At 68.3% G+C, this 19572-nt stretch carries 21 protein-coding genes; 6 read left to right on the top strand and 15 right to left on the bottom strand.

Annotation, left to right across the window (positions count from 1 at the left end; all coding sequences use genetic code 11):
* Positions 1-143: 143 nt before the first annotated feature.
* Together xrtH and AC1RCS_RS02660 are read left to right on the top strand one after the other, a co-directional pair.
* Positions 144-758: an exosortase H gene (xrtH, locus tag AC1RCS_RS02655; protein WP_492246306.1), complete on the top strand. Its 615-nt coding sequence runs from the start codon at positions 144-146 to the stop codon at positions 756-758.
* A 27-nt stretch (positions 759-785) separates the two neighbouring features.
* Positions 786-1406 (top strand): exosortase H-associated membrane protein, encoded by a 621-nt coding sequence (locus AC1RCS_RS02660; RefSeq protein WP_492246307.1) that lies wholly within the window; start codon positions 786-788, stop codon positions 1404-1406.
* 41 nt (positions 1407-1447) lie between these two features.
* On the opposite strand, the gene AC1RCS_RS02665 is transcribed toward AC1RCS_RS02660, so the two are convergent.
* From AC1RCS_RS02665 to AC1RCS_RS02710, 10 genes are all read right to left on the bottom strand, one after another.
* Positions 1448-2128, bottom strand: coding sequence for a response regulator transcription factor (locus AC1RCS_RS02665; RefSeq protein WP_492246308.1), 681 nt, complete (start codon positions 2126-2128; stop codon positions 1448-1450).
* Between the two features lie 199 nt (positions 2129-2327).
* Positions 2328-3392, bottom strand: a complete 1065-nt coding sequence (locus tag AC1RCS_RS02670) for a serine/threonine protein kinase (RefSeq protein WP_218293071.1) — start codon at positions 3390-3392, stop codon at positions 2328-2330.
* A 45-nt stretch (positions 3393-3437) separates the two neighbouring features.
* The gene (locus AC1RCS_RS02675; RefSeq protein ID WP_492246309.1) at positions 3438-4538 is read right to left on the bottom strand and encodes a DUF2855 family protein; all 1101 of its coding nucleotides are present in this window, start codon (positions 4536-4538) and stop codon (positions 3438-3440) included.
* Positions 4539-4612: 74 nt separating this feature from the next.
* On the bottom strand, positions 4613-6064 hold the full coding sequence (locus AC1RCS_RS02680) for a protein kinase domain-containing protein (RefSeq protein ID WP_492246310.1): 1452 nt from the start codon (positions 6062-6064) through the stop codon (positions 4613-4615).
* A 111-nt stretch (positions 6065-6175) separates the two neighbouring features.
* A complete protein-coding gene (locus AC1RCS_RS02685) occupies positions 6176-6934 on the bottom strand; it encodes a metallophosphoesterase family protein (protein ID WP_218293074.1) in 759 nt (252 codons plus the stop codon).
* Positions 6935-7082: 148 nt separating this feature from the next.
* Complete coding sequence (locus AC1RCS_RS02690; RefSeq protein WP_369641293.1) at positions 7083-7466, bottom strand: DUF1304 domain-containing protein; 384 nt, start codon at positions 7464-7466, stop codon at positions 7083-7085.
* Positions 7467-7469: 3 nt separating this feature from the next.
* Positions 7470-7886, bottom strand: a complete 417-nt coding sequence (locus tag AC1RCS_RS02695; protein ID WP_218293076.1) for an organic hydroperoxide resistance protein — start codon at positions 7884-7886, stop codon at positions 7470-7472.
* A gap of 77 nt (positions 7887-7963) precedes the next feature.
* The gene (locus AC1RCS_RS02700) at positions 7964-8428 is read right to left on the bottom strand and encodes a MarR family winged helix-turn-helix transcriptional regulator (protein WP_218293077.1); all 465 of its coding nucleotides are present in this window, start codon (positions 8426-8428) and stop codon (positions 7964-7966) included.
* Between the two features lie 174 nt (positions 8429-8602).
* A complete protein-coding gene (locus AC1RCS_RS02705; protein WP_492246311.1) occupies positions 8603-9424 on the bottom strand; it encodes a crotonase/enoyl-CoA hydratase family protein in 822 nt (273 codons plus the stop codon).
* Positions 9425-9507: 83 nt separating this feature from the next.
* On the bottom strand, positions 9508-10356 hold the full coding sequence (locus AC1RCS_RS02710; RefSeq protein ID WP_492246312.1) for a 3-hydroxybutyryl-CoA dehydrogenase: 849 nt from the start codon (positions 10354-10356) through the stop codon (positions 9508-9510).
* A gap of 116 nt (positions 10357-10472) precedes the next feature.
* Here AC1RCS_RS02710 and AC1RCS_RS02715 point away from each other — a divergent pair, with 116 nt between their 5' ends.
* Entirely contained in the window at positions 10473-12062 is a 1590-nt protein-coding gene (locus AC1RCS_RS02715) for a GMC family oxidoreductase (RefSeq protein WP_218340580.1), read from the top strand.
* A 190-nt stretch (positions 12063-12252) separates the two neighbouring features.
* Positions 12253-12990 (top strand): hemerythrin domain-containing protein, encoded by a 738-nt coding sequence (locus AC1RCS_RS02720; RefSeq protein ID WP_492246313.1) that lies wholly within the window; start codon positions 12253-12255, stop codon positions 12988-12990.
* Between the two features lie 4 nt (positions 12991-12994).
* Here the strand turns inward: AC1RCS_RS02720 and AC1RCS_RS02725 are convergent, their stop codons facing one another.
* From AC1RCS_RS02725 to AC1RCS_RS02735, 3 genes are read right to left on the bottom strand one after another with little or no spacing between them, the layout of a single operon-like run.
* A complete protein-coding gene (locus AC1RCS_RS02725; protein ID WP_492246314.1) occupies positions 12995-14350 on the bottom strand; it encodes a GAF domain-containing protein in 1356 nt (451 codons plus the stop codon).
* Positions 14347-14841 (bottom strand): hypothetical protein, encoded by a 495-nt coding sequence (locus AC1RCS_RS02730; RefSeq protein WP_492246315.1) that lies wholly within the window; start codon positions 14839-14841, stop codon positions 14347-14349. The genes AC1RCS_RS02725 and AC1RCS_RS02730 overlap by 4 nt, the downstream gene beginning before the upstream one ends.
* 15 nt (positions 14842-14856) lie before the next feature.
* Positions 14857-15711, bottom strand: a complete 855-nt coding sequence (locus AC1RCS_RS02735; RefSeq protein ID WP_218293084.1) for an ABC transporter permease — start codon at positions 15709-15711, stop codon at positions 14857-14859.
* Positions 15712-15853: 142 nt separating this feature from the next.
* Here AC1RCS_RS02735 and cynS point away from each other — a divergent pair, with 142 nt between their 5' ends.
* Positions 15854-16297 (top strand): cyanase, encoded by a 444-nt coding sequence (cynS, locus tag AC1RCS_RS02740; RefSeq protein WP_218340575.1) that lies wholly within the window; start codon positions 15854-15856, stop codon positions 16295-16297.
* A gap of 86 nt (positions 16298-16383) precedes the next feature.
* On the opposite strand, the gene AC1RCS_RS02745 is transcribed toward cynS, so the two are convergent.
* Positions 16384-16959, bottom strand: a complete 576-nt coding sequence (locus tag AC1RCS_RS02745; protein ID WP_492246316.1) for a DUF3455 domain-containing protein — start codon at positions 16957-16959, stop codon at positions 16384-16386.
* Positions 16960-17192: 233 nt separating this feature from the next.
* Here AC1RCS_RS02745 and purT point away from each other — a divergent pair, with 233 nt between their 5' ends.
* Positions 17193-18395 (top strand): formate-dependent phosphoribosylglycinamide formyltransferase, encoded by a 1203-nt coding sequence (purT, locus tag AC1RCS_RS02750; RefSeq protein ID WP_492246317.1) that lies wholly within the window; start codon positions 17193-17195, stop codon positions 18393-18395.
* A 156-nt stretch (positions 18396-18551) separates the two neighbouring features.
* Here the strand turns inward: purT and AC1RCS_RS02755 are convergent, their stop codons facing one another.
* Positions 18552-19493: an ATP-binding cassette domain-containing protein gene (locus AC1RCS_RS02755; protein ID WP_218340572.1), complete on the bottom strand. Its 942-nt coding sequence runs from the start codon at positions 19491-19493 to the stop codon at positions 18552-18554.
* Positions 19494-19572 lie beyond the last annotated feature (79 nt).

Consider the following 19572-nt stretch of genomic DNA (forward strand, 5'->3'; position numbering starts at 1 on the left):
CCAGGGTAACAGCGCTGACGCTGTTCGAGAGCCGGTATGCTGTCATGGGCATCCGGCTCTTTTGCGTGCAGCGACGGCCGTGATTGGGCGGTTGTCACCTGCGGCAGAATTCTCTGCTGGGTGAAGATATCCTGATTTTTTCTATGCTACGTTTCTTTCTGCTCTTCCTCACAATCCAACTCACCCTGTTCGGCATCAACATGCTGAGCGCCGTGCAGCAGCACGTCATCCTGCCGTGGACAGCCCTGCTGGCGCGCATTTGCGTTGCGCTGGTCACGCTGTTCGATTCGACCGCGGCTGCCGCTGGCAAGGTGCTTTGGAACACAGCCACCGGGTTCGGCGTGTCCATCGAGCCCGGCTGCAACGGGGTGGAAGCCTGCATCGTGCTGTTTGCCGCGGTGATCGCTTTTCCGTCGAGTCTGCGGCACAAATTGTTGGGGCTCGCTGCCGGTTTCGTGGCCGTGCAGGGGCTCAATGTGGTCCGGGTCATCAGCCTTTTCTATATCGGCCAGTGGAACACCCAGGTGTTCAACTTCGCGCACGAGTACCTGTGGCAAGCGCTCATCATGCTGGATGTGCTGATCGTGTGGCTGCTGTGGGTGCGTGCCGGAACCAAGGCCGAGCAGCCCCCAGAGCCTCCATCGCCGCCTGACGAGCCGCCCGCCCCGCCACCGCGCCAGCCCTCCTCCGTCGTGGAGGGGCCTGGCAACGCACTGGTGAGCACCTCGTTGGACCTCTCGCCGCCAGTGCGGCCCTGATCCGCCGGAATGAACCCGAGAAACACCATGCGCCGTCCTTCTCCGCTCACGGTCTTCGTCCTGTCTGCGTTTGGCTGGATCATTGTTCTTACGGCACTGTGGTCGCAGGTATCTGCCTGGGTCGCATATCCCGTGGGCGTGCTGTCGCACGTTGCGCTGGAGCAGGGTGCGCCCATATGGGTCCGCCAGGTCCGGGTGACACCAGGGAATGTGGAGGTGGATACTTCGGTGGCGGTTCCCGTGCCCCAGGCGGCAGGCCGGTGGGCAGAGGTGACCGTCGACGGCAACCCTGCGCGCTACGCCTATGGATTCCCGATACTTCTGGCATTGTTGTTCGCCGCGCGCGGCAAGGGCCGTGTGGGGCGTGCCGTGATCGGCTACGTGCTGCTGCTGCCGGCACAGGTGTTCAGTTTCATCCTGTCCCTCCTGATGCAGATCGTGATGGCCGCGCAGACCAACATCCGGTTTCTGCGAATTTCCCAGTGGGAGATGGAGGCCATCGTCTACGGATACCAGATGGGCTCACTGATTTTGCCCACCTTGGTGCCCATCCTCCTGTGGCTGTGGCTGGACCGGCGGTTCGTTCGCGACGTGCTGGTGCGTGGTTGGCGCGAATCGCTTGTAAAGGCGGCGCCGTCGAGGTCCTGAGCGTTTGGCGGCACGGGTCCCAGGCTCAGGCTCCGGGGTGGTTACGGCACATCGAGCCGATATCCCATGCCATATACCGACGTGATCGTGTAGCCGTTGCCCGGGGTCAGCTGCAGCTTGGCGCGCAGGCGCGATACATGGGTGTCGAGCGAGCGCGAAGCCGCCTCGCTGATTTCGCCCCACACGACTTCGCGCAGGTGCGCGCGGGACAGCAGCCGCCCCGCGTTGCGGAACATGAACAGGGCCAGTTCGTACTCGCGGTTCTTCAGCGCCAGCGGAGCGCCGTGCAGGGTCAGCAGCCGCCGCTCCGCGTCGAAGCGGTAGGGGCCGAAGACCAGCGCCTCGCCCATGGTCTGCGGGTAGGCCCGCCGCAGCAGGGCCGAGACGCGTGCCACCAGCTCGCCCATGCGCACCGGCTTGGTCATGAAGTCGTCGGCGCCCCGGTTGAGGGCCTCGATCACGTCGCGCTCCTCGTTGCGCCGGGTGACCAGCAGGATGGGAAGCTGGTGCCCGATCATCTCGCGCATGCGCTGTATGACCTCGATCCCGTTCATGTCGGGAAGATGCCAGTCTGCGATCAGCAGATCGAAGGTCTCGTGGCGCACGTCCTTGAGCAGGCTCGCGCCGCTGGCATAGAAGTGGCACACGTGGTGGAGGCGCTCGAGGGCGCCCTTGATCATGTCGGGCAGGAGGGGGTCGTCGTTGAGGACGGCAATGCGCATGGTGGTGTGAGTCTTCGGGCCTGGAGGCCCTTCGCAAGTCAGAAAAATGCCCTTCTTGAAGGTCGTTTTTCTGATGGTGCGCGACATCGCACCCGCGTGCACACGGGTTGACAATCGTTTGCAATGAAGAGGCGCCAAGGGCATCGCCGGCACCCGCGGCGTGAACCCCGTGGCGCGGCACGCAGGCCGCGGGGCTGCCTCAGGCGGACAGGGGCTCTTCCTGCATGGCCTCGATCTGCTCGATCAGCATGTCCACCTGCCCGCGCCAGTAGTCGCTGGTGCCGAACCACGGGAAGTTGACCGGGAAGATCGGGTCCTGCCAGCGGCGCGCGAGCCAGGCGCTGTAGTGGATCAGGCGCAGCGTGCGCAGCGGCTCGATGAGCGCCAGCTCGCGGCGGTCGAAGCCGCGGAACTGCTCGTAGCCGTCGATCAGGGCGCCGAGCTGGTGGGTGCGCTGGCGCCGGTCGCCCGACAGCAGCATCCACAGATCCTGCACGGCCGGGCCCATGCGGGCGTCGTCCAGGTCCACGAAGTGCGGGCCGCCCCGGCCCCATTCGTCCAGCGGCGTCCAGAGGATGTTGCCGGGGTGGCAGTCGCCGTGCAGGCGGATGGGGGTGGCATCTTTCAAGCTAAATGGGGCTCCAGCGCTTGATGGATAAGCGCTGGCAGCTATCAATTCAAGAGCTTTTTCGCACTGGGCCTTCCACTGGGCCTGCATGTCGAGCGGGATGATTTCCCGGGCAAGCAGCCAGTCGTACGACGCCGTGCCAAAGGTCTGCACGTCCAGCAGCGGGCGGTGCACAAACGGCCGGGCCGCGCCCACGGTATGGATGCGGGCGAGAAAGCGGCCGATCCATTCGAGCACCTCGAAGTCATCCAGCTCGGGCTGGCGGCCGCCGCGCCAGGGGCTGACCGAAAACGCAAACCCGTCGTGCTGGTGCAAGGTGCTGCCGTTCAGCACCAGGGGCCCCACGGCGGGCACCTCGGCGGCCATCAGCTCGGCGGCAAAGGCGTGCTCTTCCAGGATCTGCGCCTCGCTCCAGCGGCCCGGGCGGTAGAACTTGGCCACCACGCGCTCGCCGTCTTCCAGCGTGACTTGGTACACCCGGTTTTCGTACGACGACAGGGCCATGAGGCGCCCGTCGCCATACAGGCCCACGCCGGCCAGCGCGTCCAGCACCTGGTCGGGAGTGAGGCGGGCGTAGGGGTGCTGGTCGGCGGGGGGGCGGGTGTCGGGCGCGGTGTCGGGAGGCAATGGGGTCATGCCCCATTGTCGCCGCCCGCCCCGGCATGTCCCGCGCGTTGCGTGTCAGCGGGGCAGCATGGTGGCGATGTGCCCGGCGCGCGGGTCGCCGCTGCCGGCCAGCACGGCGGCAAACAGCGCCTGCGTGGCCTCGGGCCCCTCATGGTTGTGCACCACCAGCCAGGGGTTGGAGGCGGTCTGTACGGCGGCGCTGAACTGGTTCCAGGCCGCCACCAGGCGGTCGTTGAGGCCCTGCGCACCCCAGTCGGTGTGGCGCTTCTTGACCTGGGCGGGCGCGAAGAACATCACCGGGCGCGGGCCGGGCAGCTGGCCGGCGCCGCCCAGATCGCCCACATGACTTGCACCCACCGAGCAGCTGTAGGCCAGGCCCGTGAAGTGGGCGTGGATGCGCTGGCGCAGGCCCACGCTGCCCGCGAAGTCGATGTACACGCTGGGCGTGGCGCCGTCGAGCTGCGATTCCAGCGCGTCGTAGGTGACCACGCGGTCGTAGCAGCCCAGGCTTTCGCAGAAGGCCACATTGCCCGGCGACGTCAGCCCCACGACCTCGATGCCGCCCCGTTGCGCCAGCTGGAACGCGGTGCCGTAGGCCGTTTTGCTCGACGCGCTGGACAGCAGCATGCGCCTGGCGCCGAAGAACTGCTGGTCTGCCAGAAAGTCGTCGATGAGCCACGAGGTGATGAACAGCGGCCGCAGCAGCGCCTGCACGTCCTCGTTGTCGGCGCGGTACAGCGGGTCGGTGCGGGTGCGCAGGTAGTGGTTGTAGACGGCGTGCAGGCCCGCGCGGTGGGGGGCACCGTCGCTGAAGCCGGCCGCGTTGGCGCGCTGGGGCGAGAGCACCGCCTGGGTGCCCATGGGCCAGTAGCCGTACAGCCGCTCGCCCACCGCCACGTCGGGGTGCGATGACTCGGTCACCGTGCCAAACCCCCACACGGGCACGATGCCCCAGCCGGGCTCGCTGGTGGGGAAGAACTGCCAGTAGTTGAGCATGTTCCCCAGCGCGGCATAGGTGATGTTGTTGGACGTGAGGGCGAACTGTTCGACCCGCACGCGGACCTGGCCCTCGGCGAGGGCGGGTTCTTCGGCGGCCCACAGGCGGGTGGTGGCCAGCTGGTTCTGGCGCACGAGGAGGGTGGTGGTGGTGCTCATGCCGCGACGCTAAACGAAACCCCCCACCGGCTCAAGATGCCCGCGCCGCCTGCGCGACAGCGCGGCCCGGCCGCTCAGCCGCCCAGGGGGTGCGCCAGCTGCTCGAACGGAAGCGACTGCTTGACCAGGATGACGGTGCAGGGCGCGTCGCGCGCCACGCGCATGGGCACCGTCGCGATGAAGCGCTGGGTGTGCAGGCCGTGGGTGGCCGCGCCCAGGATCATCATGCTCACGTGGTTGCTGGCGGCGTAGCGCACCAGCGCCTGGGCCACGTCGCTGGCTTCCAGCACGTGGTAGCTCGCGTGGTGGCCCGACAGGTCCAGCCCCTGCGCCCATTGCCGCAGGCGCGCCATGTGCTGGCGGTGCAGCGTGGTCTCGCTGCGTTCGCTGTCGCTCGTGCTGCTGGCCGAGGGCGAGATCACCGTCACGCAGGCCAGGCGCGCGCCGGGCCGGATGCCCAGCGAGCGCGCGACCGCTTGGCGCAGCGAATACAGCGTGGCATCGCTCACGTCGGCATGTGGCACGGCCACCATGAGGATGGGAGTCTCCTCGATCTGCTGCGCGGGCAGGGGGCTGGGCTGGTAGTGCATGCCCGCCGCGCGCACCCAGCGGCGCAGGTGCGTGGTGAGCGGCGTGCCCTGCGTGCGCTGGCCGCGCGCGGTGATGGGCACCTGCGCCGGGTGGGTCAGGTCGAACGCCAGGTGGGCGGCCGAGGGGTAGCGGCTGGCGGCCTCGGGCTCCAGGCAGCGCAGGATGGCTTCCTGCAGCCAGGGCGGGATGTCGGCGCGGTGCTTGCGGGGGGGCGCGGGCGTCATCCACAGCCGCTGGCGCAGGCCGCCCTGCGTGGTGGGCGAGCCAAAGGGCAGCTCGCCGGTGGCCAGCTCGTACAGCATCACGCCGATGGCGAAGATGTCGCTGCGCGGGTCGCCGCGCACGCCCACCACCTGTTCGGGGGCGATCCAGGTGGGCGAACCCACGGCCTGGCGCATTTCCTCGGCCAGCAGGTCGGGGTAGTGCGCGTGGCACGAGAGCCCGAAGTCCAGCAGCACGGCGTCGCCGTCGCTCTTGATGAGCACGTTGGCCGGCTTGAGGTCGAGGTGGCAGACGTTCTGCTGGTGCAGGCTGTGCGCGGCGTGGGCAATGGCCGCGCCCAGCCGCGCAATGGTCTCTGGCGGGGTGGGCGCCATGCCCGGACCGGCGGCGCCGTCCAGCCAGTGCTGCAGCGTCTGGCCCGGCACGTATTCCATGACGAGGTAGGGCAGGCGCACCAGGTCGCCGGCGGCGACGAAGCGCGGCACGTGGGGGCCGGTGAGGACCGGAAGGATCTGCAGTTCGACCTCGAAGCCCACGATGTTCTCCGCGCCGTCGCCTGCGGTCATGCGCGGGATCTTCATCGCCATCGGAAAGCCGGGGCTGCGGCCTGCCTGCGCGTACTCCACGGCATAGATATGCGCCATGCCGCCCGCGTGGATGCATTCGACCACGCGAAAGCCGTCGATCTCGGTGCCGGGCTCAAGCAGTTTCATGTTGATTTTCCCTTGCGCCGCGTGCCGCGCTGGCGCCGTCCCCCTGCCCGCATCCCCCAGCGATGCGGGGGCGGGAGAAGCGGCGCAGCCGCTCAGGGGGGTGTTTCATCCCTACTGGCCTTTTTCCAGGCGGTCCGCATAGAAGCCGGGCAGGCCCGCCGCGCGGATGGCGGCCGCGGCGGCCAGGTGGTCGTACGGCACCCGGTGGAAGGTGATCTGCGCCGCCGCGTCGTCGAACAGCGCGTACATGGCGCGTGCGTCGCCGTCGCGCGGCTGGCCCACGGAGCCCACGATGGCGAGCCACTGGCGGTGTGGCGGCACGGGCACGGGCACGCCGGGCTCGGGCGCAAAGCGCATGAGCTTGGCGGTGGGCGTGAGGAAGTACAGCACCTGCTCGTGCACATGGCCGCAGAACACATAGCGGATGGCGGGGTCGATGGCCTGCGCCGCCATCATGCAGCGCTCGGCCGCGTTGGAGTCGTCCACGTAGCGCCACTGGGCAGGTGCGTCGGCGCTGGCGTGCACGAGCAGGGCGTTGCCGCCCAGCCGCGCGGTCAGCGGCAAGGCCTGCAGGAAGGCGTGGTGCCGCGACGCGAGGCGGTCGTGTGTCCACCGCGCGCCCAGCTCTGCGCGGTTGCGGGGCGTCGCGGGCGGCGCGAGCGCCATGGCGTCGTGGTTGCCCAGCACGCACAGCGCGCCGTTCTGCGCGAGCGCCATGGCCTGGTCTGCCACGGCCACGGGGTCGCCGCCGTAGCCCACGAGGTCGCCCAGCAGGGCGAATCGCTGGGCGCCCTGCGCGCGGGCATGCTGCAGGCAGGCGTCCAGGGCCTGGCGGTTGGCGTGGATGTCGGAGAGGAGGGCGGTCTTCATGGCGCGAGTATTGGGCACCATCATCGCGCGCGTGGCTGAATGCCAGCTTGCAGCGCGCGGGCCGGGCGCCGGGGAGCGCCATGCCGCATGTAAAGATAGCTTCCAGTGCTTGGCAGACAAGCGCTGGAAGCTATGATTTTTGTAGCTACTACAGGCTGCGCTGGCGCGCGGGCTTGTCCAGGGCCAGCACCAGGGCCAGGGCGATGATGGCCGGCAGCGCCTGGGTGAAGAAGATCTTGGGCACGGCGGTGGCGGCGCCGAAGACCCCGGCCACGATCACGCAGCCCAGGAAGAAGATCTTGAACAGCCGGTTGCCGGTGAACAGCCCCCAGAACAGCCCGGCGGCCAGGAAGCCGTTGTACAGCCCCTGGTTGGCCGCCAGCGTCACGGTGGCATCGGCCAGCTCCTGGGTCAGGTTGAAGGTCTTCAGGCCCAGGGGCTTGTTCCAGAAGAACATCTCCAGCACCAGGATGTACACATGCTCGATGGCCACGAGGGCCACCGCGATGCGGGGAAGCAGCAGCCGGCCCATGGCTTACACCAGCGTGATGGTCACGTCGATGTTGCCGCGCGTGGCGTTGGAGTAGGGGCAGACCTGGTGGGCTGCGTCCACCAGCTTCTGGGCCGTGGCCTTGTCCAGGCCGGGCAGGCTGATGGCCAGGCGCGCGGCGATGCCGTAGGCGTTCGGGATGGGGCCCAGGTCCACTTCGGCGTCGATGGACACGTCCTGCGGCACGGGGATGCCGATCTTGCCGCCCACGGCCTTCATCGCGCCGATGAAGCAGGCTGCGTAGCCCGAGGCGAACAGCTGCTCGGGGTTGGTGCCAGTACCGGAGGTGCCGGGCGAGGACAGCTTGACGTCCAGGCGGCCGTCATCGGTCTTGGCGGCGCCGTCACGGCCACCGGTCACGTGGGCCTTGGCGGTGTAGAGGACTTTTTCGAGTTGCGTCATGGTGTCTTCCTTTGCAGTGGGTCAATGAATGTCCGCGATGCGGACGAGGGGTGGAAACGAACGGTGAAAGAAAAGGGTCAGCGCGGCGGGTTGATCCGGTCGCGGAAGGTCTTGAGCTGGCCGGTCAGGGCGGTCAGCTCGGGCAGGGTGCACTGGCTGCTTTCGAGCACGCAGGGCGGAATGCTTTCCGCCTTGTCGCGCAGCGCCCGGCCCGGGGCCGTGAGGCTGATGCGCACGCGGCGCTCGTCCTGCGCATCGCGGATGCGGGCGATCAGGCCCGAGGTCTCCAGGCGCTTGAGCAGTGGGGTGAGCGTGCCCGAGTCGAGGAACAGGCGCTCGCCGAGGTCGGAGACGGTCACGCCGTCCTGCTCCCACAGCACCAGCATCACGAGGTACTGGGGGTAGGTCAGGCCCACGGCCTCCAGCAGGGGCTTGTACAGCTTGGTCATCGCCAGCGAGGCGGAATACAGCGCGAAACACACCTGGTTGTCCAGGCGCAGCGCTGCCGGGCTGGGGGTGGTGGAAGTGTTGCTGCGTGCCATGGGGTGGATTGTGCGGTGCAATTTAATTGTGTGCAATTGAATTGTGTAATCTTTTGTTGCTGGATTGGTTTTTGCGGACGGACGCGGCGGCCTTTCGCCCGCGGTGCTATCCGCGCGCGGCGCGCGTGCCATCAAGGCGCAAGAGGCCCGGCCCGGCCTGGCCGCGGCGGGCCGTCAACGCCCGGTGAAACGCGCGGGCCGCTTTTCAACGAAGGCGCGCACGCCCTCGGCCGCATCCTCGCTGTTGGCCAGCTGCTTCTGCACGGGAATGAAATCGGCCACCGCGGCGGCCTGCCCCTGCTCGATGGCCTTGAGCACGTTGAGCCGCGTGGCCACCACGGCCCGCGGCGCCTGGGCCTCGATGCGCCGGGCGATGGCGATGGCCTCGTCCAGCACCTGCGCGGCGGGCACCACCTTCTGCACGAAGTTCAGGCGCAGCGCCTCGCTGCTTCCGAACTCGTCGGCGGTCAGCAAATGCAGCAGCGCATTGCCGGTGCCCGCGCGTTCGGCCATGCGCAGCGTGGCGCCGCCCGTGGCCATGATGCCGCGCTGCACCTCCATCTGCGAGAAACGGCAGTCATCGGCGGCGACCACGATGTCGGCGCCCAGCATCAGTTCGATGCCCACCGTGAAGCAGATGCCCTTGACCGCCACCACCATGGGCTTCCTGCGGCGCCGGTAGCCGGGCAGGCCGTAGTCGTGGGGCTCCACCAGGCCTTCGGGGATGGCTTTTTCGCCGCGCTGCATGTAGGCGCTCACGGCGGGCAGGTCCAGCCCGGCGGTGAAGTGGTCGCCAAAGGCATGCAGCACGCCCACGCGCAGCTCTGGGTCATCGTCGAGCCGGGTGTAGGCCTCGGCCAGTTGGCGGAACATGGGCGGCGTCCAGCCATTGCGCTTGGCCGGGCGGTTGATGCCGATCAGCAGGATGTGGCCGAGCACCTGGGTGTCGATGCAGCCTTCGGCCGGGGGCGTGGTGGGGGTGATGCTGCTGGTCATGGGCGCAAATGTCTCCTTGCCCATGATTGAAAACCCAACGCGATGGGCGCGCCGTCCCCGGGGGGACAGCGCGCCTGGGGTCCTCAGTAGGTGTAAACGCCCTGGCCGGTCTTGCGGCCCAGGCGGCCGGCGGCCACCATTTCCTTGAGCAGCGGGCAGGCGCGGTACTTGCTGTCGCCGAACTCGGTGAGGTACACGTCCATCACCGCCAGGCAGACATCCAGGCCGATCATGTCGGCCAGCGCCAGCGGGCCGATGGGCTGGTTGCAGCCGAGCTTCATGCCCGCGTCGATGTCCTCGGGCGTGGCCAGGCCCTCGGCCAGCACGAAGAAGGCCTCGTTGATCATCGGCACCAGGATGCGGTTGACCACGAAGCCGGGTGCGTTCTTCACGGTGATGGGGCTCTTGCCCAGGGCCTCGGCCAGGGCCTTCACGGCGTCGTGCGTGGCATCGCTGGTCTGCAGGCCGCGGATGATCTCCACCAGCGCCGTCATGGGCACGGGGTTGAAGAAGTGCATGCCGATGAAGCGGTCGGCACGCGACGTGGCGGCGGCCAGCTTGGTGATGGAGATCGAGGAGGTGTTCGAGGCGATCAGCACCTCGGGCGCGACCAGCGCATCCACCTGCTTGAGGATCTTGAGCTTGAGCTCGTAGTTCTCGGTGGCGGCCTCGATCACGAGCTGCGCGGCCTTGAGGTCGTCGTAGCTGGTGGAGACCTTGATGCGCGCCAGCGCCGCGTCCTTGTCGGCCGCCGTGATCTTGTCCTTCTTGATCAGGCGGTCCAGGCTGCCCGACACCGTGGCCAGGCCTTTTTGCACCGCGGCATCGGAGATGTCGACCATCACCACGTCGATGCCCGAGACCGCGCAGGCCTGTGCAATGCCATTGCCCATGGTGCCCGCGCCGATGATGCCAACCGTTCGAATCGTCATATAGAGAGCTCTCTTCAAAGTGAAACAGACGGGCAGCATGGTAAAGCGAATCGAACGCCCGTTCGGTTATCGTGCCTCCACACCGCCGCCATGTACGGCGCAGGAGGCAACACAACATGTTCGATTACATCGTCATTGGCGGCGGTTCGGCGGGCTCCGTCCTGGCGGGCCGGCTGACCGAAGACCCCGCCGTGCGGGTCTGCCTGCTCGAAGCAGGCCCGGCCGACAGCAGCGTGCTCATCCATTGCCCCGCGGGGCTGGCCGTGATGGCCAAGTTCGAACTCAACGGCTGGGGCTTCAACACCACGCCGCAGGCCGCGCTGAACCACCGCAGCGGCTACCAGCCGCGCGGCAAGGTGCTCGGGGGCTCCAGCTCGATCAACGCCATGGTCTATATCCGGGGCCAGCATGCCGACTACGACCATTGGGCCGCCCAGGGCAATCCCGGCTGGGGCTGGGAGGATGTGAAACCCTACTTCCTGCGTGCCGAGAACAACGAGCGCGGCGCCGATGCCTGGCATGCCCAGGGCGGCCCCTTCAACGTGGCGGACCTGCGCGCGCCAAACCGCTTCAGCCAGTACTTCGCCGACGCGGGGGTGCAGGCCGGGCATCCGTACAACGCCGACTTCAACGGCGCCACGCAGGAGGGCGTGGGGCCGTACCAGGTCACGCACAAGAACGGCGAGCGCCACAGCGCCGCCAAGGGCTACCTCACGCCGCACCTGGCACGGCCCAACCTCCAGGTCGTCACCGGCGCGCAGGCCACCCGCATCCTGTTTGACGGCCGGCGCGCCGTGGGCGTGGAATACCGCCAGGGCGGCGCGCTGCGGCAGGTGAAGGCCTCGCGCGAGGTGCTGCTGAGCGCGGGGGCGCTGCTGTCGCCGCAGCTGCTCATGCTCTCCGGCGTGGGGCCGGGCGCGCAGCTGCAAAGCCACGGCATCCCGGTGCTGCATGGCCTGCCCGGCGTGGGCGCGCACCTGCACGACCATCCCGACGTGGTGCAGGTCATGGATGCGCCCGCGCTCAAGGACCTGTTCGGGCTGTCGCTCTCGGGCATGGCGCAAACCCTGCGCGGCATCCGCGAATGGCGGCGCAGCCGCACGGGCATGCTGACCACCAACTTCGCCGAGGCCGGTGGCTTCATCAAGAGCGATCCGTCCGAACCCGCGCCCGACCTGCAGCTGCACTTCGTGATCGGCAAGCTCGTGGACCACGGCCGCAAGACGGTGTTCGGCCACGGCTACTCGGCCCACGTGTGCCTGCTGCAGCCGCGCAGCCGGGGCTCGGTGACGCTGGCGAGCAAAGACCCCATGGCCCTGCCGCTGGTGGACCCGCAGTTCCTCGCCGACCCCGATGACATGCGGCGCATGGTGCGCGGCTTCCAGCGCACGCGCGAGATCCTCGCGCAGCCTGCGCTGGCGAAGTTCGGCGCCAAGGAGCTGGCGGCATCCGCCAACGCGCGCACCGACGTGGAGATCGAGCAGTTCATCCGCCAGTACGCCGACACCATCTACCACCCCGTGGGAACCTGCCGCATGGGGACGGGGCCCATGGACGTGGTGGATGCCGAACTGCGCGTGCATGGCCTGTCGGGCCTTCGCGTGGTGGACGCGTCCATCATGCCTCGCATCGTGAGCGGCAATACCAACGCACCGACGGTGATGATCGCGGAGAAGGCGGTGGACCTGCTGCGTGCGCGGGTGTGAAGGAATTCACATTTGTGGCACTGAACGCGGTTTTTAAGGTTCGAAGAAGGTCTGCTTAAGGAGTTTTTAACAGGCAAACCGGCCGCGCTTTTCTAGACTTCTTTTCATGGAAGCGGGTGCATGGTGCACCCGGCCCGGCACCCCTAGAAGCAGGGTGTTGAGAGGCCCCACGAGGCCATGAAAGAAGCAGATGAAGATTGATGCCCGCGAAATTGCCGCACTGACCCAAGCCCAGCCCGCCGCTCCCCGCATGGACATGTACGCCAGCATCCACAAGGCGCTGCGCGCCTTCATGGCCGACACGCTGCTGGGCCTGGGCCGCATGGATGTGGACGACGACCTGGAGTTCGCCCACACCTGCGACCGTGTGATGCAGCTGCTGGACCTGTGCCGCGCGCACCTGCACCACGAGAACCAGTTTGTGCACGCCGCCATGGAGGCGCGCCAGCCCGGCTCCAGCCAGAGCATTGCGGGTGAGCATGTGGAGCACGAACAGGCCATCACGGCCTTGGCAGACGGGGTGAACCACCTCATGGCCTGTGCCAAGCCCGCACGGGCTGCGGCCACCCTGGCCCTGTACCGCCAGCTGGCGCTGTTTGTGGCACACAACTTCGAGCACATGCACGAGGAAGAGACTGCGCACAACCGCGTGCTCTGGCAGTGCTACACCGACGCGGAACTGGCGGGTGTGCACGATGCGCTGGTGGCCTCGATCCCGCCGCACGAAATGATGGTGGTAGCCCGCTGGATGGTGCCCTACATGTCACCGGCCGAGCGCACGGCCATGCTGTCGGACATGCAGCAGCGTGCGCCCGCCCCCGTGCTGGCCGCAGTGCTGGCGCAAGTGCAGCCGCACCTCACGCAGCCCGAGTGGACCAAGCTGATGCGCAGCCTGGGCCTGCCGGTGGTGCCTGGTCTGGTGCACTGAGGCGTCAGGCGTCTTCCAGCACCACGGGGCGCAGCACGCACAGCCGAAAACGCCCGCGCCCTGTTTTTTCGATATGGATGTGCGGGCAGTTCTCCTGCAGGCGGCGCTGCAGCAACAGCAGGCGGGCCTCCAGGTTGTCGGCCACATCGGGCAGGCGCAGGGTGGGGTCCAGCCGCAGTTCGCGGTTGGTGAAGTCCACGCGCCCGGTGTGCTGGTGGTCGCGCAGCAGCTTCCAGATGATGGCTCCTGCCACGCCCTTGATCAGGTAGTCGTCGTTGATGAACACGCTGTCATTGGCCGCAAAGTGGCGCACCCGCAGCGCGCTGCCGCTCACTGGCGTTGCTACAGCGGGGGCGGGCAGGGGCTCGGTCGCATCGGGCGCTGCCTGCAGCAGGTCGATGGCGGCAGCCAGCTGGCCCGCAATGGCCACCAGCAGGTCTTCATCCTCGAAGCCAAACCGCATGTCCTGGGGACTCTCGGCAAACAGCACGCCCAGCAGGCGCCCGGCGGACATCAGGGGCACCGCCACCTGGCTGTGCGGCTGGGCCAGGCCCGGGTAGGGAATGTCCAGGCCGCGGGCGGGCTGGGGATCGCCGGTGCCGGCATGGGCATCCAGGCTCTCGCGGATGGCGTGGCTGTAGCGGGCGGCATTGGTGAAATGGCTGATGCGCACGGGTGTCCCTTCCTGGGCCGCGACGCCGATCACCCCCTGGCCGAGGCGGATCTCCGATCCGACGCCCGAGGTTGCGTAGCCGCAGCTGGCCACCGTGTAGAGCTGGCTGGAAGGCGCGTCGAGCAGGAGCACCATCGCGTGCTCGATGTCCAGCTGCTCGCGCAATGCGCCCAGGGTGCATTGCAGCAGCTCGTCGAGCGCGGTGCAGCGGGCCATGCGCTCGCTGCAGGCCCGCATCGCGTGCAGCATGCCGGGGCGCGGCGCTGGCGGAGGCAGGCTCTCGCCCGCCACGGATTCGATGCGGTCCACCGCGTAGATGTCGGCCCCCTTGAGTTCGAAGACGCCCGCCATTCCCGCGTGCGAGGCAATGCCCGCCAGCTGCGCGCGCATGCTCTCGAACACCGGGCCCGTGGCTTCCGTGCGCTGGTAGACGAGGTGCAGGCGGTAGAAGCTGGCCGTGCGCGGGTCCAGGACCAGCACCGAGGCGCGGGGGTTGCGCAGGATGTTCTGGCGCGTCTTGTTGAAGAACTGGAACGACAGGGCGACATGCCCTTCGTCCACGTACACCGCCTGCGAGATGTAGGCGACGTTGGGGGTTCCATCGGCGTCGCAGGTGGCCATGACGGCCGGTATCGCTCCTTCCAGGCAGGGGCGGATCGTGTGCAGGGACAGGAGGGGCTGGCTCATGGCTGCGGCGCGGGCAGCGCGGCGCCCGCGCGCGGCCCCGGTGTCTGGTCGAAGGCCCTGGCCGGCGTGAAGCTGACGGCGACCACGTCCGCCAGCGGCGCTGCCAGCATCGCGCCCACGTAGCGCGGACCGTACCCCACCAGGCCCACCTCGTGTTCCATGGAGCGCAGGTACGCCTCCAGCAGCGGCGTGTCGGCGGCGGCGGCCGGGCGCTGCACCGCCCTGCTGGCCTTGAGCTGCAGCGTGCGGTGCGTGGACGGCTCGCTGAAGACGACGGCGATCTGCCCTGTCTCGGCAATGTCCTGCAGCAGTTGCCGCGACTGGCTGCGGCGCAGGAAGACGGTGACCTGATGCCCGTCCGCGCTGATGTGGGAGCCGACCGCGCGCATGATGCTCGGCTGCAGCTGGGCGTTGCACGATGCCACGATGGCCGACACGCCCTTGGCGACCATGGCCATGCGGTCCGGATCCAGCAGCGGGGGAAGGGCCATGGCGGTGCCGCCGGTTCAGGCCTTGAAGCGCCTGCGCGTGAGCGCCAGGGCCACCCAGAAGGCCACCACCGTGGTCATCACCAGCACCAGCCCGTGGCGCAGCGCATTGGCAGGCCACTGGTCCATGAACAGGGGCCGCACCAGCTCGACCGCATTGGTCAGCGGCAGCCAGTCCGAGATGGCGCGCACGATGGGCGGCAGCTGCTCGCGCGGGAAGAACACCCCCGACAGGAACATCATGGGCGTGAGCACCAGCGTGAAGTAGTAGGTGAAGAAGTCGTAGCCCTTGGCGAGCGCGTTGAAGATGAGCGCGATGCTGGAGAACATGATGCCGACGAAGAGCAGCACCGGCCAGGCCACGAGCAGCTTGGGGCTGTGGCTGATGGAGAGCGCGAGCATCACGCCCAGGATGGCCGTCACCGTGAACAGCGCCTTGAAGGCGGCCCACAGCATTTCGGCGAGCACCACGTCGTCAAGCCGCACCGGCGCGTTCATGATGCCGTCCCAGGTCTTTTGCACATGCATGCGCGAGAAGGCGGAGTACAGCGCCTCGAAACTGGCGGCGTTCATCGCGCTCATGCAGATCGAGCCACTGGCCAGGAACAGGATGTACGGCACCTGCGTCGTCGCGCCGCCCGCCGTCCCCACGTTCACCTGTCCCACCAGGGCGCCCATGCCGTAGCCAAACGCCACCAGCCACATCAGCGGCTCGGCGATGTTGCCCACCAGGCTGGGGATGGCCAGCTTGCGCCAGACCAGCAGGTTTCGCAGGAACACGGGCCACCAGCGCGCCGAGAGGCTGGGCGCGCGCCAGACGGAGGCAAGGGGCGGGGCGGCAGCGGTTGCCGTGGAGGGGGATACGGATTGCATGGGCTTATTGTGCTGTGTCGGGCCGGGGGTGGATAGGTGGCCGTGTCCACCGCCCCACGGGCCCGTGGGGCCGGCAGGCACGGGCATTGCTTGCGGTCGTGCCATAGCGCACTGATCCGACACCCGCCCCCAAGGAGCCCCCATGAACCGCAACGACGTCACCGAGAAGATCATCAGCACCAAGGTCGCCAAGGGCCTGCAATGGGATGCCATTGCCAGGAAGGTCGGCCAGTCCAAGGAGTGGACCACCGCCCTGTGCCTGGGCCAGATGACCGCATCGCCCGTGCAGGCCAAGGTGCTGGGCAAGATCTTCGGCCTCACGGCCGAGGAGCAGAAGTGGTTGCAGGTCGTGCCCTACAAGGGCTCGCTGCCCACGCCCGTGCCCACCGACCCGCTGATCTACCGCTGGTACGAGATCGTGAGCGTGTATGGCACGACCATCAAGGAACTGATCCACGAGGAGTTCGGCGACGGCATCATGAGCGCCATCGACTTCAGCATGGACATCACGCGCGAGGCCGACCCCAAGGGCGACCGCGTGAAGGTGGTGCTGTCGGGCAAGTTCCTGCCGTACAAGCAGTACTAGGGCGTGCCATCAATCCCTACCCCCACGCGCTGGCCCCGCAATGCGGATGGATGCGCGGAGCGGGGCGCGGCGGGGCGGGCAGCGGCCTACGCCGCTTTCCAGAAGATGTAGTCGGCCTGGTACTTCACGCTCTGCCGCTCGCCCTTGTTGGCGGCCGCACAGGGCGAGGCAGGCGCCACGCCGCCCTTCAAGGCCACGCGCTGGATGAAGGTCACACCTGCCATCGCGCCGCCGCCCATGGCGGGGTTGGCCTTGACCAGCTGGTAGGGCAGGTTGCCTGCACCCGATGGAGCCACGGCCAACTGGGTGGCCGTCAGCTTGGAGCCATCGGCCGACTCCCAGGTGGCGGGTGGGCCGTAGTAGGTGCCCACTTGCTTGCCGCTGCGGTCGTTCAGTACCGCCTTGGGGCCCACGAACACCCATTCGGTCTGGCCGGGCGCGTTGGCCTTGTCGCGGCATTCATAGGTGATGTCGCCCACGCCGACGGTTTCCATGGCGACCCGGTTGCCGGCGGGTACCTTGATGGCGTCCGGCAGGCTGTCCTGCGAGAACATGGGGCTGGGGGTGGGCTGCTTCATCGCCCCGCAGGCGGCCAGCAGGGCCGTGGCGGCAAGTGCGCCCGTCAGGGCCGCGAAACGGGAGCGCAATGGCTGGGTGTGCATGGTATTTCCCTTTTCTTCAGTGGGTTGAAAAAGCGCAGCGGTCCCAAGAACGGTCTGCTGCCCCTGGGAGTACGCGCGCCAGCGCCGCCTGGATCCACCCGGCGCAAAAAATAGTCCGCACGCCCTGTGGCCGGGGTGGCGGGGCGCGCAACCCGTGCATTAAAGTTGGCCGATCGCCGCGGCTTCACGACCCTTTCTGCCGCCCGTCCTCACTTTTTTCTGGAAAACCTCCCATGACCACCCTCGGAACCCCGCTGTCGCCCCATGCCACCAAAGTCATGCTGCTGGGCTCGGGCGAGCTGGGCAAGGAGGTGCTGATCGCGCTGCAGCGCCTGGGTGTGGAAACCATCGCCGTGGACCGGTACGAGAACGCCCCCGGCCAGCAGGTGGCCCACCACCAGCGCACCATCACGATGAGCGACCCGGCCCAGCTCAAGGCCCTGATCGAGGCCGAGAAACCCCACCTGGTGGTGCCCGAGATCGAAGCCATCGCCACGCCCATGCTGGAAGAGCTGGAAGCCGCCGGCACCGTGCGCGTGATCCCCACCGCCCGCGCCGCGCGCCTGACCATGGACCGTGAAGGCATCCGCGTGCTGGCCGCCGAGACGCTGGGCCTGCCCACCAGCCCGTACAAGTTCTGCAACTCGCTTGAGGAACTGCAGGCGGCCATCGATGCCGGAATCGGCTACCCCTGCATCGTCAAGCCCGTGATGAGCAGCTCCGGCAAGGGCCAGAGCAAGATCGACGGCCCCGCCGACGTGCAAAAGGCCTGGGACTACGCCATGGCCGGCGGCCGCGTGAGCCATGGCCGTGTCATCGTCGAGGGCTTCATCGACTTCGACTACGAGATCACCCAGCTCACCGTGCGTTCGGTGGGCGCGGACGGCCAGATCGCCACCAGCTTCTGCGACCCCATCGGCCATGTGCAGGTGAGCGGTGACTACGTGGAAAGCTGGCAGCCCCACCCCATGCACCCGGCCGCGCTGGAGAAGTCGCGCCAGATCGCCAAGGCGGTCACGGACAACCTGGGTGGCCAGGGCCTGTTCGGCGTGGAGCTGTTCGTCAAGGGCGAGCAGGTGTGGTTCAGCGAGGTGAGCCCGCGCCCGCACGACACCGGCCTGGTCACGCTGTGCACCCAGCACCAGAGCGAGTTCGAGCTGCACGCCCGCGCCATCCTGGGCCTGCCAGTCGATACCAGCCTGCGCAACCCCGGCGCCAGCGCCGTCGTCTACGGCGGCGTGGAGGCCCAGGGCATCGTGTTCGACGGCGTGGACGAGGCCCTCGCCGTGCCTGGCACCGACCTGCGCCTGTTCGGCAAGCCCGAGAGCTTTGCCAAGCGCCGCATGGGCGTGGCACTGGCGCGTGCGGCCGAGGTGGAGACGGCGCGCACCAATGCCAAGCTGGCGGCCAGCAAGGTGAAACCACGCACCCCCTGAGCCGCTTCGCGCCTTCCCTCTGTCTCGCTTCGCGGGAGGGGGACGCCAGCCGTGGCCTGGCAAAGCCAGTTCCACGGTGGCACCGGCTTGCGCTGCGTCAGTTTTCGCCGTTGCGTGAAGCGTGGCGCACCGGAGTGCACTGATCCAGACTTCAGTTCAGCCATCCTCGCGGATCTGCCGCCCCGTGAGCTTGAGGAACAGGTCCTCCAGGTTGGCCGGCCGGTGCAGGGTGCGCAGGTGCGGGTGCGCGCCCAGCGCCTGCAGCAGGGGCCCTGCGTTCTGGGTGTAGAAGAACACCGTCTCGCCGCTGATCTCCACGCGCGCCGCCAGGGCCCGCAGGGCGGCATTCTCGGCCAGCGCCACGGCGCCCACGCCGAACACTTCCACCACGTCCGGCTCCAGGTGCTGCGCGATCAGTTCGCGCGGGCGGCCCTCGGCGATCTTCTTGCCGTGGTCCAGCACCAGGAGGCGCGAGCACAGGCGCTCGGCCTCGTCCATGAAGTGGGTGGTCAGCAGGATGGACTTGCCCTGCTGGAGCAGCAACTGCAGGCGCTCCCACATGAGGTGGCGGGCCTGCGGGTCCAGCCCCGTGGTGGGTTCGTCCAGCAGCAGCAGGCGCGGGTCGTTGACGAGTGCGCGGGCCAGGCTCAGGCGCCGCTTCATGCCCCCCGAGAGTTCGCCCGGCTTGGCGTTCGCCTTGTGCGTGAGCGCCGCGAAGTCGAGCAGGCGCGGCACGCGCTCGTCCATCACCGCGCCCTTGAGCCCGAAATAGCGGCCGAACACGCGCAGGTTCTCGGCGCAGGTGAAGTCGGGGTCCAGGGTGTCGAACTGGGTCACCACGCCCAGCTGGGCCTTGATGGCGAGGGCATCGCGCGGCATGTGCAGCGGGGCGCCGCCCGGCGCGGGTGTGAAGTGCACCGCACCGCCGTCGGGCGCCGTCAGGCCCAGGCACATGCGGATGGTGGTGGTCTTGCCCGCGCCGTTCGGGCCGATGACGCCCAGGCATTCGCCGGGAGCGATGGAAAAGGAGACATCGTCCACCACGGTGGTGTTGCCATAGCGCTTGCGCAGTTGCAGGGCTTCGAAGAGTGCGGTCATGGCCTGATTGTGTGCCATGCTGGCACCCCGGGCCGCGCGGCGGATGATGGCCGCCCCCCCGCAGAGCGCCCGCCCCTTT

It is taken from the genome of Acidovorax sp. GW823-FHT01C06 (assembly GCF_058798375.1).

What these genes read in the sequence shown, in the direction of transcription:
- xrtH (WP_492246306.1), top strand. Translation starts at nt 144, where the DNA reads ATGCTACGTTTCTTTCTGCTCTTCCTCACAATCCAACTCACCCTGTTC.
- AC1RCS_RS02735 (WP_218293084.1), bottom strand. Translation starts at nt 15,711, where the DNA reads ATGCAATCCGTATCCCCCTCCACGGCAACCGCTGCCGCCCCGCCCCTT.
- AC1RCS_RS02690 (WP_369641293.1), bottom strand. Translation starts at nt 7,466, where the DNA reads ATGGGCCGGCTGCTGCTTCCCCGCATCGCGGTGGCCCTCGTGGCCATC.
- AC1RCS_RS02685 (WP_218293074.1), bottom strand. Translation starts at nt 6,934, where the DNA reads ATGAAGACCGCCCTCCTCTCCGACATCCACGCCAACCGCCAGGCCCTG.
- AC1RCS_RS02665 (WP_492246308.1), bottom strand. Translation starts at nt 2,128, where the DNA reads ATGCGCATTGCCGTCCTCAACGACGACCCCCTCCTGCCCGACATGATC.
- AC1RCS_RS02700 (WP_218293077.1), bottom strand. Translation starts at nt 8,428, where the DNA reads ATGGCACGCAGCAACACTTCCACCACCCCCAGCCCGGCAGCGCTGCGC.
- AC1RCS_RS02730 (WP_492246315.1), bottom strand. Translation starts at nt 14,841, where the DNA reads ATGGCCCTTCCCCCGCTGCTGGATCCGGACCGCATGGCCATGGTCGCC.
- purT (WP_492246317.1), top strand. Translation starts at nt 17,193, where the DNA reads ATGACCACCCTCGGAACCCCGCTGTCGCCCCATGCCACCAAAGTCATG.
- AC1RCS_RS02705 (WP_492246311.1), bottom strand. Translation starts at nt 9,424, where the DNA reads ATGACCAGCAGCATCACCCCCACCACGCCCCCGGCCGAAGGCTGCATC.
- AC1RCS_RS02680 (WP_492246310.1), bottom strand. Translation starts at nt 6,064, where the DNA reads ATGAAACTGCTTGAGCCCGGCACCGAGATCGACGGCTTTCGCGTGGTC.
- AC1RCS_RS02670 (WP_218293071.1), bottom strand. Translation starts at nt 3,392, where the DNA reads ATGACCCCATTGCCTCCCGACACCGCGCCCGACACCCGCCCCCCCGCC.
- AC1RCS_RS02710 (WP_492246312.1), bottom strand. Translation starts at nt 10,356, where the DNA reads ATGACGATTCGAACGGTTGGCATCATCGGCGCGGGCACCATGGGCAAT.
- AC1RCS_RS02715 (WP_218340580.1), top strand. Translation starts at nt 10,473, where the DNA reads ATGTTCGATTACATCGTCATTGGCGGCGGTTCGGCGGGCTCCGTCCTG.
- AC1RCS_RS02660 (WP_492246307.1), top strand. Translation starts at nt 786, where the DNA reads ATGCGCCGTCCTTCTCCGCTCACGGTCTTCGTCCTGTCTGCGTTTGGC.
- AC1RCS_RS02675 (WP_492246309.1), bottom strand. Translation starts at nt 4,538, where the DNA reads ATGAGCACCACCACCACCCTCCTCGTGCGCCAGAACCAGCTGGCCACC.
- AC1RCS_RS02745 (WP_492246316.1), bottom strand. Translation starts at nt 16,959, where the DNA reads ATGCACACCCAGCCATTGCGCTCCCGTTTCGCGGCCCTGACGGGCGCA.
- AC1RCS_RS02725 (WP_492246314.1), bottom strand. Translation starts at nt 14,350, where the DNA reads ATGAGCCAGCCCCTCCTGTCCCTGCACACGATCCGCCCCTGCCTGGAA.
- AC1RCS_RS02695 (WP_218293076.1), bottom strand. Translation starts at nt 7,886, where the DNA reads ATGACGCAACTCGAAAAAGTCCTCTACACCGCCAAGGCCCACGTGACC.
- cynS (WP_218340575.1), top strand. Translation starts at nt 15,854, where the DNA reads ATGAACCGCAACGACGTCACCGAGAAGATCATCAGCACCAAGGTCGCC.
- AC1RCS_RS02720 (WP_492246313.1), top strand. Translation starts at nt 12,253, where the DNA reads ATGAAGATTGATGCCCGCGAAATTGCCGCACTGACCCAAGCCCAGCCC.
- AC1RCS_RS02755 (WP_218340572.1), bottom strand. Translation starts at nt 19,493, where the DNA reads ATGACCGCACTCTTCGAAGCCCTGCAACTGCGCAAGCGCTATGGCAAC.